This is a genomic window from Flavobacterium sp. N2270 (genome assembly GCF_025947225.1).
GTDB lineage: Bacteria > Bacteroidota > Bacteroidia > Flavobacteriales > Flavobacteriaceae > Flavobacterium.
Genome location: NZ_CP110005.1, coordinates 46,037 through 59,889 on the forward strand (window position 1 = coordinate 46,037; position 13,853 = coordinate 59,889).

A 13,853-nucleotide genomic window follows, 5' to 3' on the forward strand; every position below is an offset into this window, starting at 1 on the left:
TTAATTTTGTCCTTTAATCGTTTGATAATTTATTTTAGCTAATTGAAGTTGTGTTTCATGTATTTTTTGATTAGTCTTTGCGTCAAAAAGATTGTTTAACTCTGTTATATAATCTGATGAAGTTATTACACCATTGCGCAATTGAGAATCATACGATTGTAACACTTTTTCAAGCAATTGAATGATTTGCACATCCGTTTTAATGATAGTTTCCATTTTTAAAATTTCTGATTTTAACTCATTTAATTGCATTTGATTATTGGTTTCAAAAGTTTCTTTTTCAGTTGAAATAATTTCTTTTGCAACATCTAAAGCTTCTTTTTCTGTTTTTGATTTATTCCAATCGAACACATTCCAATTTAATTTTAAACCAACTATATAAAAACTCTCAAACGAATTATTTAACATATTCAAACCAGGATTTCCATAACCAGCTTGACCAAAAGCGTTTAGTTTTGGTAAATTTGATTTTGAAATTACATCTTTAGAAGCCTCAATTTGAGTTTGTTGCAATTCGAAAAATTGTATTTCCGGTCTAGTTCCGTTAGTTTCTAAATTTAAAATTGGTTGTTCTAGAATAGTGTTTTCAGCAAATGAGGTAGTTGTTAAACTCGCTAAATTTTGAAGTTCCTTTATTCTTTGGAATGAATTTTCGGTTAAAGCTTGCTCTAACTTTAGTAATTCAGCTTCTAAAACTTGCTCTGATGCTGGTAAAATAGCTCCATTTCTAACTCCAGATTTAACTTCGCTAATTTTTTCTAAAATTGAATTCTTCTTTGAAATCAACAATCGATTTTGTTCTTGCCACAATAAAATCATCATATAAGAATAATTAATTCTCGATTTTAATTGATACAAATTAACTGTAACTTGTTGTTGAACCGTTTGCGTTTGAACTTCTTTTAATTTAGAATTAGCCTCAATCATTCCACCATTATAAATTAACTGATTAACATCTAAAGTAGCTCTATATTGATCTTTATTTAAAGGTGTAATTGTTACGTTTGGCAAACTAATAGGCAATTGTGTTACGGCAGATTGATAGGTTGCTTGAGCGTTAATATCAATTTTGGGCAATTTTGCTTTGTTTAATGCATCAATTTCTAAAGCAGATTTTTGTTGCAGTAAATTAGTCTGTTTAGCTAATGGATAATTTTTTTCTACCAAATCATAACATTCGTTCAATGTAATTTTTTGTTGAGCTTGAAGGAAAGATCCAAAAAACAGGAATAAAATTATAATTAAATTTCTCATTTTTTAATACTATTTATTAGCATTGAAGCTATATGTGTTTTGCGCTCTATTAACAAATTGTTATATTCTTCTTCATTCGAGTTTGTTATTTTTTGAAGCAAAGGTGCTCCAACAAATGGAAAAACAGATAACGAAAACATATCAATTAATACTTGTTTTGGATTTACATTTCTTATGGTTCCCTTTTGGATTTCTTCTTCAATTTGCAATAGAAAATGCGTTGGTTTAGGAAATTCAGCTTGACTAAAAAATTGATTCGTAAATTCAGGATTATTGTTTAATTCTTGAATAATAAATGTGGGTAAAAACCTATTTTCCATAACAAATGAAATATACTTACCTGCAAAATTTTCAATTTTATCAAACAACGAATCTTGAGAATTTAACACTTGATGAATTTGTGGTGCCAATTGCATAAATGCTTTTTTAAAAACAGCTTCAAAAAGCAATTGCTTACTTCTAAAATAATAATGCAACATCGCTTTGTTAATTCCAGCTTCGTCAGCAATTTCTTGCATTCTTGCACCAGCCATTCCTTTTTTATGAAAAATGGTTATCGCACTTTTCAATATTATTTCTTCTGTATTATATTCTGTTTTCTCCATTTTAACTAATCGGTTCAACCATTTGGTTAACAAAGATACAAAAAAAAGCATCTCAATAAAGAAATGCTTTTAATTTTGTGATTAATCTTCTTTTTTAGCTTCTACTTTTTTAGAAGAGCAACAAGAACTTTTAGCTTCTGTTCCACATGCTTTTTTCTCAGATGAAGCTGAAGCCACCTCTTTCTTTTCAGAAGAACAACATGCTGCTTTTTCAGTTTTTTTAGCTTCTTTCTTTTTTTGAGTTTGAGCTGTAGCATCTACAGAGAACATAAATGCAGCAATAGCTACTATTGTGATTACTTTTTTCATGATATAAAATATTAATTTATTTTTTATAAAAACTTGTGCAACAAATATATATAATTATTTAATTGCACATTTAACTTTATTGTTTTTTTATGATTTTTTTAGAAGAATAAAATTTATGATCAAAAACAAAAGTCAAAATTACAATATTTGTTTTTGCTTCTTCTAAATTAAAGTTCATTTCGTTATAACCTACTTTTAGGCCTTCAATTATCCCTTCAGATAAAATTTTCCCATCAACACTAGACATAATATATTCTAATTCTGAACTATAAGGTATAGAAAACTTTATATTTACGGTGTCATTTACTGCAGGGTTTGGATACACCGAAAAACTAAAAGGATTTGATCCGTCTATCAAATCATGATTTAAAGTAGGATTATAAACCAATTTAACCTCATAAACAGATGGATCGGCACTTGTAAGATTTGTTTGATTATCTGTAAATGCAGAAATAGATGAACTTTGAATTCCTCCATAAATATGACCTATAATAAATTCAGACGCTGTAATATCAGAAAGTTTTATAACACCATTTGAATAATTAGGTAAACTTTCATTTGGAATAAATTCTGATCCAGCACCTTTTAAATTAGGCATTTCTACAGGCAATTGATATTCGGTTAATGAACCATTTGCTGCTCTTTTTGTTCTACTAATTGTTTTTACAAATGGAACTGTATCATCTTGAACTAAAGTCCCATTATTATAATAGTACTGACTTAATCCTCCGAAAAACAAGTTATGCATATTATTATTTGTCGCATCATACAAACTAGCATTTGCACAATGATAATTACTCAAATACTGATTGAAATTCGTTTGAGGAAAATATCCACTTGACTTAATATCTACTGGATACAAAAAAGGTAAATCGGCATTTATTTGAAAAACACCCGAAGAAATAGTGTAACCAAGCTCTCCGTTAGGAAAAACTTGAGGCACTAAGTTATAATCTCTTCTGTGTAAATGTACTGCATCTGTAATTTCAGAATAATTACTAAACGACAATTGAGTTCCTGAGTTATCAATTTCAAATTTTCGAATAGAATTAGAGTAAGTTTGAGTAAATGTTGGATTATTCATAGGATTATATCGGCCGTCAAATTTATGACCTCCAACTAAATAAAACTCATTTCCTATTTTACCTAAATAACCTCCAGTTATAGCAAAACTTGCATTTGTAATTTGCTTAAAATAAGAAGTAATTGAGGTGTTATTTACAATTGCATTAATAAGATTTGGTACATCAACAGATATTAAACCATCAAAAGTTTTATGATCAGCAGCAGTTGCAGAATAAGCATAACCACCAATAATATATAAAACATCTCCATCTTGATAGAAATTCATATTAGTAGATTGTAACTGTTCCTTTAAATCTGTAGCTAAAGAATTAACAGAAGCAGTCCATGATTGTTGAGTAGCAATATCTACTACATACATATCAGTGTTATTTAAACTTCCTGGAAAGGCATTAAAAGGTTGGCGCGCATGTAAACCATCTTTTCGTCCTCCAATTATAAGCCATTTCCCATTATGTTGCCCAACTGCATAGGAATGCAATCCTGGCAATCCAGCTACTGTAACTGGTGTTAGTATAACATCATAAGGAAAATCACTTTGTGCAAATGATGATTGAAAAACAAAAATCATCGCTATAATTTTTAAAAAAAATTTCATGATTTATTTTGTTTAAGTTCTACTTCCTTTTTTTTATTGCTTATTGTATCTCGTTCAACATTATTAATTTGTAACAATTCTAATGAATTATCCTCCAAAGAAAAGTCGGCATCGTTTTTACAACCATGACATTGAGCGCAACTAACCTTATTCGTTGAGAGCAAATTAGTATGTAAAACTGGTTTTGACACAAGTACTATATTATTATAGTTACTTGCAATCAACGTTTTGGTAATTGTTTCTTTCCCAAAAGCAATTAGAGAAACAAACAATACCATTAATATAATTTTTTTCATAAATATTGACATATATAGTTATACCATAGTATTAAAAAATAATATGGTTAATCGTTTTAAAAAACAAATAACTATACTTTTGGAGGGTGCCAAATATTATTTTGAAAATTTGAAACGAAAAAAGAATCATAAAAAGAAGTTTCTTTTTTTAATTCGAAATCAAAAAGCTCAAAATTTAAATTATAATTATAACTCTTTATAATTTGCAATGGACTAAAATTTAAGCTCATTACAAACTTGCCAGTATCGCATTCTTTTTGCTCTGAATTATTACAAGTTTGTTTACTATTATTACAAAATTGAAGTTTTACAGCACGCACCGATGGCAGAGCTATTAAAACAACTAAGTAGATAAATAATATGTAAACCTTAAATTTCATTACGTAAATATATGATTTTAAACAATATCTAGTATTTTTTCTAGAAGTTTTTGTTTTGATAAAACTTCGGCAGTTTTCCAAATTAACTCTCCATTTTGAAATAAAGCAGTTGTAGGAACAGAATCTATATTGTAAAGATTTACAACTTCTGGCACTTCATCAACTTCTACAACCAGAATTTCAATACGATTGCCAATAGATTTTTTAATTTGTAACAATGTAGGCTCAATCATTGCACAAGGTTCGCAATTAGAATTAATAAATTCAACTAAAATTGAACCTTCTGATTTTATTATTTGAGGAAATTTATTTGACATATTTTAAAAAGTATATAAAAACAGTGTAAGTAGTTAATTAAAGCTAATGTAATTAATTTTAAAATTTCAGTTTGTAACAAATATTACTTATCAAGTAAAAAAATACTAGGAATTTTGTATGATATAAAAAATTGCATGAAAATTTCAATTCATAATAGTTTAATTCTAATAATCACATTTAGTGTATTATGTTTTAATTTTAAAACAGCTATTTTGCAATATGAATTTATTTTTGACAACGAACATTTTACAGAAAAATATTGTTCAAATATTAAAAAACCTGAATTAAAATGTAATGGTAAATGTCATTTAAAGAAAATAAGTTCTGAAAAAGAAACTCAAAACAATTCTAAAAAAACATTTTTTGACATAGAAATTACATTTTTCAATTCAGCTTGGAGCTATGACTTTAAAAGCTATGCTTTTATTGAGAAAAAAAGAAAACTTTTTAATGATTTTTTAATAAAATCAATTAAAAAACACCCTTTAGAACATCCACCACAAAGTTTGATTTAATAACTCGGCAGCTTAATAGCTTATATATTAAATCAAATTTATAAAAATGAAAAAATCAATATTGGCCTTAGTTGTACTAGGCACAACTTTCTTGTATGCACAAGAACCAGTTAAAGAAGTAGACTCAGTAAAAGTTACTCTTTTAAATGAAGTTATAGTTACTAAATCATTAACAAAAAATCCTGCTCAAATTATTGTAAAAAAAGATTTTACAGAAAAAGTAGTCCAACCTAAAAACTCAGGAGAATTATTTGAAGACATCAATGGTTTTCACCTTATTAAAAGAGGAAATTATGCTGTTGATCCAGCTTTTAGAGCTTCGCAATACGAACAATTAAACGTACAAATAGATGGTGGAACAAAAGCTTTTCATGCGTGTCCAAACCGAATGGATCCAGTTACCACTCTAATTAATCCAGAAGAAATTACTAAAATTGAAATCATAAAAGGACCTTTTTCTGTACGTTATGGAAATACTTTTGCCGGACTTATCAATCTCGTTTCTAAATCTCCAGCAAATAACAAAAAAATTATTGGAGGAAGTTTTTCTTCTGGATATGAAAGCAACGGCAATTCAATTGTGAACCTATTTTCTTTAGAAAGTAAAATTAAAAAGTTTGATTTTTCTGGAAATTTCAGTTACAGAGATTATGGTAATTATGAAGATGGTAATCAAAATGAAATACCTTCTTCTTTTAGAAGTATCAGTTACGGATTAAAAACAGGTTATCAAATTGCAGACAATCAACGTTTACAAGCTACTTTCCGTCAAAATTTTGGTAGAGATGTATTGCATGCTGGATTACCAATGGATACGGACGAAGACAACAGTACACTCGCTAATTTAGATTATAAATGGGAAAACACAGGAACCTATTTTAAAGGATTAACAGCTAAAGCCTATTATTCTTTTGTAGATCATATTATGAGTAATACTAGAAGAGCATCATTTGCAAATTCAGAAGCGGTTTCTAAAGTAGAAGCCTTAACTTATGGTGGAAAAATAGAAACAGAATGGCGATTGGGTACTAAAATTAACTTGTTTACTGGAGTTGATATGGTAAATTTATCAAGAGATGGTGGTAGAGATCGATTAGTAAAAGTCAACATGATGGGAAATCCATTACCTACTCCAATAGCTTTTTATGATAAAGTTTGGCAAGACAGTTACTCTAATGATTTTGGTTACTTTGCAGAAACTAAAATTAAAGCATCTAATAAATCATGGTTAACTGTTGGTTCTCGTTTGGATTTTGTTACTTCTGATGCAAATGATTTAGATGCCACTTTTGCAGCTTTGTATCCAAACTTAGAAAAAAGAAACGAAACACTTTATAGTGGAACAGTTTCCTATCAATATTTGTTCAATTCAAACTATATAATGGAAGCTTCTTTTGGTAGAGGAACAAGAGCTGCCAACATAGAAGAGCGTTACATTGCCTTCTTCAACATTGGAAGAGATGCTTATGAATATGTGGGAAATCCAAATTTGAAACCAGAAGTAAACAATCAATTTGAATTGAGTTTTGATGGAAAATCAAAATTAAACGGATTCTTTAATGAGGTACAGTTTGGAACTTCGGTCTTCTATTCTATTTATGAAAACTATATTTTAGGAGTTGTTGATGAAACTTTAATTAGAAAATACAATTCAACCACACCACCTATTCATCCAAAAGTATTTAGAAACATTGACAATGCTTTAAAAACAGGATTTGAAGTTTATGGAAATGTACAGTTTTATAACAATTTTAATTTTGGTACAGAAGTATCTTACACATATACCGAAAATAAAGATTTCAACGAAAGTTTACCTTTAACGCCACCTTTAGTAACCAGATTGAAATTAGGTTATGATTACAAAAAGTTTTGGGCTAAAGCGCTTTATACGTTAACAGCTAAACAAAATAAAATTGCAACCAGTTATGATGAAATTGCAACAGCTGGTTACGAAGTAATGGATTTAAACATTGGGTACAAACCTATTGAATCATTATCTATAGGAATGGGACTTTTAAATGTGTTTGACCAATATTACAATAATCACTTGACTTTTGCTTTCAACAATGTGGCAGGTTATGGTAGAGTTCCTATTACAGAACCGGGTAGAAACTTTACTTTGTTTGTAAATTATAAATTTTAATGGATCAAAAAATCCTCAAGTAATTATGCTTGAGGATTTTTTATTTTGGGGAAAAATCGGTTTACTTTTTTCTTGTAATCTTTATAATTTGAAAACTTTTGAAGTAATTTCTGCTCTTCGTAATTGGTTTTAAAATAAAACAACAACAAAAGAACCAAAGCAATTAAAACTTTAAAAAGTGATGCTTTAAAAAAGGCATATCCAAAAGTAAATAAAATAAGTCCGGTGTAAATTGGATGCCTACTGAATTTGTACATTCCAAAGGTCATTAATTCAGAATCTGTTTTTGGTGTTGGAAAAACAGTCAGATTTTTATTGAGTTGCAAAACCGAAAGTACAGCAATCAAAAAACCTAAAATTGAAAAAATCAAGCCAATATATTTAACTAATTGTGGAAGTTCAAAAGCTGGTAAAAAATCAAAAGCATACAATCCAAATAATAGAAATTGTATGCTTACAAATAGATAATCTTTCCAAGATTTTATCATCTTTTCTTTCCTATAAATCGAACGACAGATCCTTTTCCTTGATGAAATACTCCTTCATTTAATTCAATAATTTCGGTTTTTAGAAAATCAAAATCAACATTTTCAAATTCCTCTTTTACTTCTTCTTCCGAAAAAAGCATAGCAAACTCTTTTGGTCCACCAGAAGGATAGTCTAATTGTTCTTTGCTAAAAGCTTCAAAAACTATAACTCCATTTGGTTTTACTAATCGTAAAATTTGTTGATGCAGTGCTTTTCGAATTGCCTTTGGAAAATGAGCATAAATGAATACTACTCCATCAAAAGAATTTGGTTCAAAATTCAAATCTTCTAACATTCCAACTCGATAATCAATTTTTACATCATTATCACTTGCTAATTCATCCGCTTTCTTTTTTCCTTCACTACTTAAATCAAAAGCAGCAACTTCAAATCCGTTTTTAGCAGCAAAAACAGCATTTCTACCTTCACCTTCAGCGGGAAATAAAATTTTTCCGTGCTTTGGTAGTTTCAAAATAGAATCGGCTAAAAACTGATTAGGATGTATTCCATAAGCATATTCTTTTTTAGCATATCGTTCATTCCAAAAGTCATTCATTATTTATCTTTCTTTTTGGGAGAAGTGACAAACATATTAAATAACAAACCACCCATTAAACCGCCATACAAAGTACTGTTTACTGGTTTTGATGTTATAGCACATGTTCCTGAAGCACATCCAACTTGCAAATAATATACATAACCTGCAACTAAACCTACCACTACTCCAATTCCTGTAATAATATATTGTTTTTTTGTCATTTTAATTACAATGTGAGTGTCCTCCACAACATGATTTTTCTTCAATAATTGCTACACCTTTTATAGGATATCCTTTTTGAGCCCATTTTGAAAGTCCTTTTTTCATGTTCAATAAATTGGTAAACCCATATTCATTTAAAAATTGGACTGCTCTTAAACTTCGTTCGCCAGTTAAACAAACTAAAATAACTTTTTCATTTTTAGGAATCTCATTCATTCGTTCCTCTAATTTACTAAGAGGAATATGAAGAACACGAGGTACATCAAATGAAAATTGATGGAATTCATTTTCTTCACGTACATCTATCAAAAGATAATTGCGTTTTATTAATTCTAAAGTGCTTGTTGGGCAAACTTCTTTTATTTTTATAGTTTCCATTATTTTTTCTTATCAAAAGTAATACTCCAAATTCCTCTAACTTCATTTTCTCCGTAACCAACGGCTAAATCTTTAGGATATAAAGCTTTTATTTTTGCTTGCACATCAGGTTTAATGTTTTCAGGTTTTCCATGACATTGAAGACACATTGTGTTTGTTTCTATTGGATAATAAAACTGAACTTTATTGTCTTGTTCAACAACAACTGGTTTTATTTCTTGCTTAGCAACCATTTGCTTTTTAAATTGATCAATATATTTCAATTCTTCTGCATTTGCCTTATTATTAGGGTTTCTATTTCTATCTGAAACTCTTTTTATAATAGCGTTGTGATGCACTGACATACTATCTGTTAAAGGCATTGCTTGAATATTACAAAAAGCTAAAGCTTCTATAGTTCCTTTCTTTTGGATAGTACCCATTAAATTTTTACCCAAAACTTTTTTAGTTCCTAATGCATACTCTAAACCAATATCGGCAAATGTTTTTTCTTTTTCTTGAGCCACATATTCTTTTCCTGATTGTTCCCAATTCTTATTTCCATGTCCTTGCCAGTGTGAAGCAAACCATTCTGGGGAATCAATTTTATAATCATACATGAAAGATGCTATTTTAACGACTACACTATCAGGAAAAACTTGTTTAGGCATTACTCCAAACTTTTTTACAGCTCCATACATTAACGCTTTATCATCGGTTGGATGATTTACAAATTCTGAAACAGCTTTAATAAATTCTGTTTTATTATATCCTTCTTTATCAATATACCTAGCTTTAATTGCAACCATTGGAGGCGCAATTCTTCCTGTAACTTCATCAGCAGTTGGACTATGGCATAAATAACAATGTTTTTCCATTAATTCTTTAGCCTCGTGTGTATCATACACAAAAACTTGTTCATTATCAACATCTTGATATGTTTCTTTCTTTTTGTTGCAAGAAAAAAGCAAAATTGATAGGGATAGTATAAGTAATTTTTTCATAATAAATATAGTTACACAAATTTATATAATTCATTGATTATTAAATGTAATAAATGTTACACTAATGATAATTATCATATTTATTTTTATTAAATTTATGAAAATTTGTAATTTCTTAATTTATATTTTATGCAAATAGATGTAGATATATTATATACTTGGGGTGCTGTTTCTAAGAAATATCAAAAAGAAGAAATTATATTTTATGAAGATGAAATGGCTTTGTTTTATTACCAAGTAATTGAAGGTTCAATAAAAATGTTTTGCACGAATGAAGATGGAAAAGAATTTACACAAGGCGTTTTTGAGAAAGGAAACAGTTTTGGAGAACCTCCTTTATTTATTGATGAAATTTATCCCTGTTCAGCTTTAGCAATTGAAGATAGTGTTATAATTAAAATTTCTAAAGACAAATTTTTAACTATTATTCAAGAATACCCTGAAATTAATAAAAGTATTATGCAACTATTAGCTTTACGCGTTTTTAGAAAAGCATTAACTAACAAACATATAGTCAATCAAAAACCTGAACATAGAATTATTGCTTTTTTGATAGACTACAAACAAAAAAATGGGGTTTCAGATTCTGAAAAAATTCAAATACCATATACAAGGCAAGAGATTGCTGACTTTACTGGTTTGCGTGTTGAAACCGTTATTAGAACTTTAACTCAAATGAAAAAAAACAACAAAGCAGAAATCAACAATCATAAATTATTCTTCTAAAAAATGAAATTAACCTTTTCAGATTGGATTAAATTTTCTTTATTTAATTTGCTACTAGTAGCCACATTAGGCTTATTAATGCGCTATAAAATTGCTTTTGAATTACCTTTTTTAAATCAAAAAAACATTCAACATTCGCATTCGCATTTTGCATTTGCTGGTTGGGTTTCACAAACTATAATAGTTTTAATGGTTCACTTTTTATCAAAACAAAATGTTGCTACTAATATAGAAAAATATAAAAAAATATTCATTGCCAATATAATTTGCGCTTACATAATGTTGTTTAGTTTTATTTTTCAGGGTTATGGTTTGATTTCTATACTATTCTCAACCTTATCAATATTTGTGTCTTTTTGGTTTGCTATTTTATTTTTCAAAGACTTAAAATTAATTTCAAAAGACAACTTATCTAAAAACTGGCTTAAAGCAGCTTTGTTTTTTAATGTAATTTCTTCATTAGGAACTTTTGCTTTAGCTTATATGATGGCAACTAAAAATATATCTCAAGACTTTTATTTATCATCCATTTATTTCTATTTACACTTTCAATACAACGGATGGTTTTGGTTTGCTTGTTTAGGTTTATTCATGAATCAACTTACACCAAATTTAGCTCTTAAAAAAGCCAATAAAACTATATTTTCTTGGTTTTTTATCAGTTGTATTCCTGCTTATTTATTATCAGTTTTATGGTTAGAGTTACCTGTTTGGATTTATATAATAGCAATATTAAGTGTCATTTTTCAAGTGTTTGCATGGTTAAAATTCATAAAACTAATAATTCCGAATTTTATTAAAAACCATTCATTAATTCCCTTATTCAAATGGATTTACATCAGTATAATTGCTTGTGTTTCTATAAAATTCTTATTGCAATTTAGTTCCACCATTCCAATAGTTGGAAAACTAGCTTTTGGCTTTAGACCCGTTGTGATTGCTTATTTACACTTGGTTTTATTGGCTATTATTTCTGGATTTTTATTGGTTTATTTATTCACCAATCAATTCGTAGCTCAAAACAATACTATTAAAAAAGCTTTAGCATTATTTATTATTGGCGTCTTTTTAAATGAATTGGTTTTAGCCATCCAAGGAATTGCTTCTTTTAGTTATACGTTAATTCCATATGTAAACGAAATACTTTTTGGAATAGCAATTCTTTTATTTTTTAGTGCTTTTTGGATGTTTTATTTAAATACAAAAAGCAAATAAAAAAAATGTTTTTATGATTTGCCTCATAAAATAAAACATCTTAATGTTGGTACTTTGTTGTATAATATTAAAGTATAACCATTATGAAAAAATCAATCTCATTTTTAGCAATTGCATCTTTATTTTTTTTAGGAAGCTGTAAAGAAAATAATGAAAATCCTCAAGAAGCAACAACTACAGAAAGTGGTGTTGATTTAAGTGTTGGTCAAGAAGGTGTTCAAGACGATGTGTCTAATCCAAACATTGTGCAAGTTGCCTCTGGTAGTAAAGATCACACAACGTTAGTAGCTGCTGTTAAAGCTGCAGGTCTTGTAACTTCGTTAAGTAATGCAGGACCATTTACTGTTTTTGCTCCAACAAATGCCGCTTTTGACAAATTACCTGCTGGAACAGTTGAAGGATTATTGAAACCAGAAAAAAAGGGAGATTTAGAAAATATTTTAGGATATCATACCTATGTAGGAATTCTAAAAACTGAGTACATGCAAGATGGTCAAGAGTTTGATATGGTTTTTGGTGGAAAAGTAAAAATCTCAAAGCAAGGTAAAAAAACATTAGTGAATGGATCTGAAATAGTTACTTCCATCGAAACTTCTAATGGAATCATCCATATAATTGGTGATGTTTTATTGCCAAAATAAAAGATAATTATTAATTCAGATTTTTTTTAAAGAAAAAAGCATAGGTAATTTACCTATGCTTTTTTTTGATATTTTAAAAATGAATTACCCGTTTTTACACCTAAAGCTAATTCTTCTAAAGTCGTATTTTCAAGCATAGAAACAAGACCTTCTTTTACTTCTTTAAATTTATAATGAACAGGACAAGGATGGTCTTCTGAGCAATTACCCAACCCTAATCCACAACCTAAAAAAACACTATTACCATCAATTGCAACAACAATTTGTATTAATTTAATCTGTTTTAATTTTTCTTGCGAAATTTCAAACCCTCCATTAACTCCTTTTGTAGAATTAACAATTTTATTTTTAGATAATTTTTGTAAAATCTTAGCTGTAAATGCAATTGGAGAATCTATTGCAATTGCAATTTCTTTAATACCTACTTTTCTTTTCTCGCAACACTTACTAGCAATAAAAATTGTTGCTCTAATTGCGTATTCACAACTTTTTGAAAACATTTTTTTTTCAAAATTAATTATTTTTTTAAATAAAAGATAATTTTATCTTTTATTTAACTTATATGATTTTTATCATGTTTTTATATGTTTAAAAATTGCAATTTTGTTAACAATAAAAGACATTTTAGTCCTTTATTTAAATACTAACTAAAACTATAAATCTATGCTTTCAAAATCACAAGCAAGAGCGTTTTTTCTAGGCGGTACAGTAGTCACCTTTTTAATTTTTATAGGTCTGACTATTTATTCCTTTATGCCTAGTAACGACCAAACTAACTTTAAAGACATTGACAAACATGTCGTTAGAGGTAAAGAATTATGGGAATCCAATAATTGTATGGGTTGTCATAGTATTATGGGAGAAGGTGGCTATTATGCTCCTGAATTAACCAAAGTAATTGAAAGACGTGGAGAAGGCTATGTAAAAGCTGTCTTAATGTCTCCAGTTCCATGGGCTCCAAAAGGAAGGAAAATGGTTGCCTATAAGATGAATCAAGAAGATGCTGACGCTATGGTTGCGTATTTTAAATGGATAGGTAACATTGATTTAAATGGCTTTGATAGAATAGTATCTCCGTTAGCTAAAGATAAAATTAAAGATCAACAAAAAATACAATAAGA

General features: G+C 28.5%; 18 protein-coding genes. 6 read left to right on the plus strand and 12 right to left on the minus strand.

Going from position 1 to position 13,853, the window contains the following annotated elements; translation table 11 throughout:
- The 6 genes from OLM55_RS00215 to OLM55_RS00240 form a co-directional block, all read right to left on the minus strand.
- On the minus strand, nt 1–1,254 hold the full coding sequence (locus OLM55_RS00215; protein WP_264559411.1) for a TolC family protein: 1,254 nt from the start codon (nt 1,252–1,254) through the stop codon (nt 1–3).
- Entirely contained in the window at nt 1,251–1,859 is a 609-nt protein-coding gene (locus OLM55_RS00220) for a TetR/AcrR family transcriptional regulator (protein ID WP_264559412.1), read from the minus strand. Before OLM55_RS00220 ends, OLM55_RS00215 begins: the two co-directional genes overlap by 4 nt.
- Before the next feature lie 81 nt (nt 1,860–1,940).
- Complete coding sequence (locus tag OLM55_RS00225; RefSeq protein ID WP_264559413.1) at nt 1,941–2,168, minus strand: hypothetical protein; 228 nt, start codon at nt 2,166–2,168, stop codon at nt 1,941–1,943.
- Between the two features lie 76 nt (nt 2,169–2,244).
- Nucleotides 2,245–3,849 (minus strand): hypothetical protein, encoded by a 1,605-nt coding sequence (locus tag OLM55_RS00230; protein WP_264559414.1) that lies wholly within the window; start codon nt 3,847–3,849, stop codon nt 2,245–2,247.
- Nucleotides 3,846–4,145, minus strand: a complete 300-nt coding sequence (locus tag OLM55_RS00235; protein ID WP_264559415.1) for a hypothetical protein — start codon at nt 4,143–4,145, stop codon at nt 3,846–3,848. The genes OLM55_RS00230 and OLM55_RS00235 overlap by 4 nt, the downstream gene beginning before the upstream one ends.
- 397 nt (nt 4,146–4,542) lie before the next feature.
- Nucleotides 4,543–4,842 (minus strand): thioredoxin family protein, encoded by a 300-nt coding sequence (locus tag OLM55_RS00240; RefSeq protein WP_264559416.1) that lies wholly within the window; start codon nt 4,840–4,842, stop codon nt 4,543–4,545.
- 135 nt (nt 4,843–4,977) lie between these two features.
- Here OLM55_RS00240 and OLM55_RS00245 point away from each other — a divergent pair, with 135 nt between their 5' ends.
- Nucleotides 4,978–5,358, plus strand: coding sequence for a hypothetical protein (locus OLM55_RS00245; RefSeq protein WP_264559417.1), 381 nt, complete (start codon nt 4,978–4,980; stop codon nt 5,356–5,358).
- A 46-nt stretch (nt 5,359–5,404) separates the two neighbouring features.
- Nucleotides 5,405–7,501 carry a TonB-dependent receptor domain-containing protein gene (locus tag OLM55_RS00250; RefSeq protein ID WP_264559418.1) on the plus strand — a complete coding sequence of 699 codons (2,097 nt, stop codon included), beginning with the start codon at nt 5,405–5,407 and terminating at the stop codon, nt 7,499–7,501.
- Between the two features lie 23 nt (nt 7,502–7,524).
- Here the strand turns inward: OLM55_RS00250 and OLM55_RS00255 are convergent, their stop codons facing one another.
- Genes OLM55_RS00255 through OLM55_RS00275 form a run of 5 tightly spaced genes read right to left on the minus strand, consistent with a single transcriptional unit; the run spans nt 7,525 to nt 10,150 of the window.
- Nucleotides 7,525–7,989: a methyltransferase family protein gene (locus OLM55_RS00255; RefSeq protein ID WP_264559419.1), complete on the minus strand. Its 465-nt coding sequence runs from the start codon at nt 7,987–7,989 to the stop codon at nt 7,525–7,527.
- Complete coding sequence (locus OLM55_RS00260; RefSeq protein ID WP_264559420.1) at nt 7,986–8,585, minus strand: class I SAM-dependent methyltransferase; 600 nt, start codon at nt 8,583–8,585, stop codon at nt 7,986–7,988. The genes OLM55_RS00255 and OLM55_RS00260 overlap by 4 nt, the downstream gene beginning before the upstream one ends.
- Nucleotides 8,585–8,788, minus strand: coding sequence for a DUF6132 family protein (locus OLM55_RS00265; protein WP_264559421.1), 204 nt, complete (start codon nt 8,786–8,788; stop codon nt 8,585–8,587). The genes OLM55_RS00260 and OLM55_RS00265 overlap by 1 nt, the downstream gene beginning before the upstream one ends.
- 1 nt (nt 8,789) lies before the next feature.
- Nucleotides 8,790–9,167 carry a rhodanese-like domain-containing protein gene (locus tag OLM55_RS00270; RefSeq protein ID WP_264559422.1) on the minus strand — a complete coding sequence of 126 codons (378 nt, stop codon included), beginning with the start codon at nt 9,165–9,167 and terminating at the stop codon, nt 8,790–8,792.
- Complete coding sequence (locus OLM55_RS00275) at nt 9,167–10,150, minus strand: DUF3365 domain-containing protein (protein ID WP_264559423.1); 984 nt, start codon at nt 10,148–10,150, stop codon at nt 9,167–9,169. The genes OLM55_RS00270 and OLM55_RS00275 overlap by 1 nt, the downstream gene beginning before the upstream one ends.
- Before the next feature lie 129 nt (nt 10,151–10,279).
- On the opposite strand from OLM55_RS00275, the gene OLM55_RS00280 reads away from it, so the two are divergent.
- The 3 genes from OLM55_RS00280 (at nt 10,280) to OLM55_RS00290 (ending at nt 12,732) form a co-directional block, all read left to right on the plus strand.
- Entirely contained in the window at nt 10,280–10,876 is a 597-nt protein-coding gene (locus OLM55_RS00280; protein WP_264559424.1) for a Crp/Fnr family transcriptional regulator, read from the plus strand.
- Nucleotides 10,877–10,879: 3 nt separating this feature from the next.
- A complete protein-coding gene (locus OLM55_RS00285; RefSeq protein WP_264559425.1) occupies nt 10,880–12,091 on the plus strand; it encodes a hypothetical protein in 1,212 nt (403 codons plus the stop codon).
- An 83-nt stretch (nt 12,092–12,174) separates the two neighbouring features.
- Entirely contained in the window at nt 12,175–12,732 is a 558-nt protein-coding gene (locus tag OLM55_RS00290) for a fasciclin domain-containing protein (RefSeq protein ID WP_264559426.1), read from the plus strand.
- A 53-nt stretch (nt 12,733–12,785) separates the two neighbouring features.
- On the opposite strand, the gene OLM55_RS00295 is transcribed toward OLM55_RS00290, so the two are convergent.
- Nucleotides 12,786–13,232 carry an RrF2 family transcriptional regulator gene (locus OLM55_RS00295; protein ID WP_264559427.1) on the minus strand — a complete coding sequence of 149 codons (447 nt, stop codon included), beginning with the start codon at nt 13,230–13,232 and terminating at the stop codon, nt 12,786–12,788.
- Between the two features lie 253 nt (nt 13,233–13,485).
- Between OLM55_RS00295 and OLM55_RS00300 the strand changes: the two genes are divergently transcribed.
- Nucleotides 13,486–13,851: a c-type cytochrome gene (locus OLM55_RS00300; RefSeq protein ID WP_264559428.1), complete on the plus strand. Its 366-nt coding sequence runs from the start codon at nt 13,486–13,488 to the stop codon at nt 13,849–13,851.
- Nucleotides 13,852–13,853 lie beyond the last annotated feature (2 nt).

What these genes read in the sequence shown, in the direction of transcription:
- OLM55_RS00215 (WP_264559411.1), bottom strand. Translation starts at nt 1,254, where the DNA reads ATGAGAAATTTAATTATAATTTTATTCCTGTTTTTTGGATCTTTCCTT.
- OLM55_RS00220 (WP_264559412.1), bottom strand. Translation starts at nt 1,859, where the DNA reads ATGGAGAAAACAGAATATAATACAGAAGAAATAATATTGAAAAGTGCG.
- OLM55_RS00225 (WP_264559413.1), bottom strand. Translation starts at nt 2,168, where the DNA reads ATGAAAAAAGTAATCACAATAGTAGCTATTGCTGCATTTATGTTCTCT.
- OLM55_RS00230 (WP_264559414.1), bottom strand. Translation starts at nt 3,849, where the DNA reads ATGAAATTTTTTTTAAAAATTATAGCGATGATTTTTGTTTTTCAATCA.
- OLM55_RS00235 (WP_264559415.1), bottom strand. Translation starts at nt 4,145, where the DNA reads ATGAAAAAAATTATATTAATGGTATTGTTTGTTTCTCTAATTGCTTTT.
- OLM55_RS00240 (WP_264559416.1), bottom strand. Translation starts at nt 4,842, where the DNA reads ATGTCAAATAAATTTCCTCAAATAATAAAATCAGAAGGTTCAATTTTA.
- OLM55_RS00245 (WP_264559417.1), top strand. Translation starts at nt 4,978, where the DNA reads ATGAAAATTTCAATTCATAATAGTTTAATTCTAATAATCACATTTAGT.
- OLM55_RS00250 (WP_264559418.1), top strand. Translation starts at nt 5,405, where the DNA reads ATGAAAAAATCAATATTGGCCTTAGTTGTACTAGGCACAACTTTCTTG.
- OLM55_RS00255 (WP_264559419.1), bottom strand. Translation starts at nt 7,989, where the DNA reads ATGATAAAATCTTGGAAAGATTATCTATTTGTAAGCATACAATTTCTA.
- OLM55_RS00260 (WP_264559420.1), bottom strand. Translation starts at nt 8,585, where the DNA reads ATGAATGACTTTTGGAATGAACGATATGCTAAAAAAGAATATGCTTAT.
- OLM55_RS00265 (WP_264559421.1), bottom strand. Translation starts at nt 8,788, where the DNA reads ATGACAAAAAAACAATATATTATTACAGGAATTGGAGTAGTGGTAGGT.
- OLM55_RS00270 (WP_264559422.1), bottom strand. Translation starts at nt 9,167, where the DNA reads ATGGAAACTATAAAAATAAAAGAAGTTTGCCCAACAAGCACTTTAGAA.
- OLM55_RS00275 (WP_264559423.1), bottom strand. Translation starts at nt 10,150, where the DNA reads ATGAAAAAATTACTTATACTATCCCTATCAATTTTGCTTTTTTCTTGC.
- OLM55_RS00280 (WP_264559424.1), top strand. Translation starts at nt 10,280, where the DNA reads ATGCAAATAGATGTAGATATATTATATACTTGGGGTGCTGTTTCTAAG.
- OLM55_RS00285 (WP_264559425.1), top strand. Translation starts at nt 10,880, where the DNA reads ATGAAATTAACCTTTTCAGATTGGATTAAATTTTCTTTATTTAATTTG.
- OLM55_RS00290 (WP_264559426.1), top strand. Translation starts at nt 12,175, where the DNA reads ATGAAAAAATCAATCTCATTTTTAGCAATTGCATCTTTATTTTTTTTA.
- OLM55_RS00295 (WP_264559427.1), bottom strand. Translation starts at nt 13,232, where the DNA reads ATGTTTTCAAAAAGTTGTGAATACGCAATTAGAGCAACAATTTTTATT.
- OLM55_RS00300 (WP_264559428.1), top strand. Translation starts at nt 13,486, where the DNA reads ATGCCTAGTAACGACCAAACTAACTTTAAAGACATTGACAAACATGTC.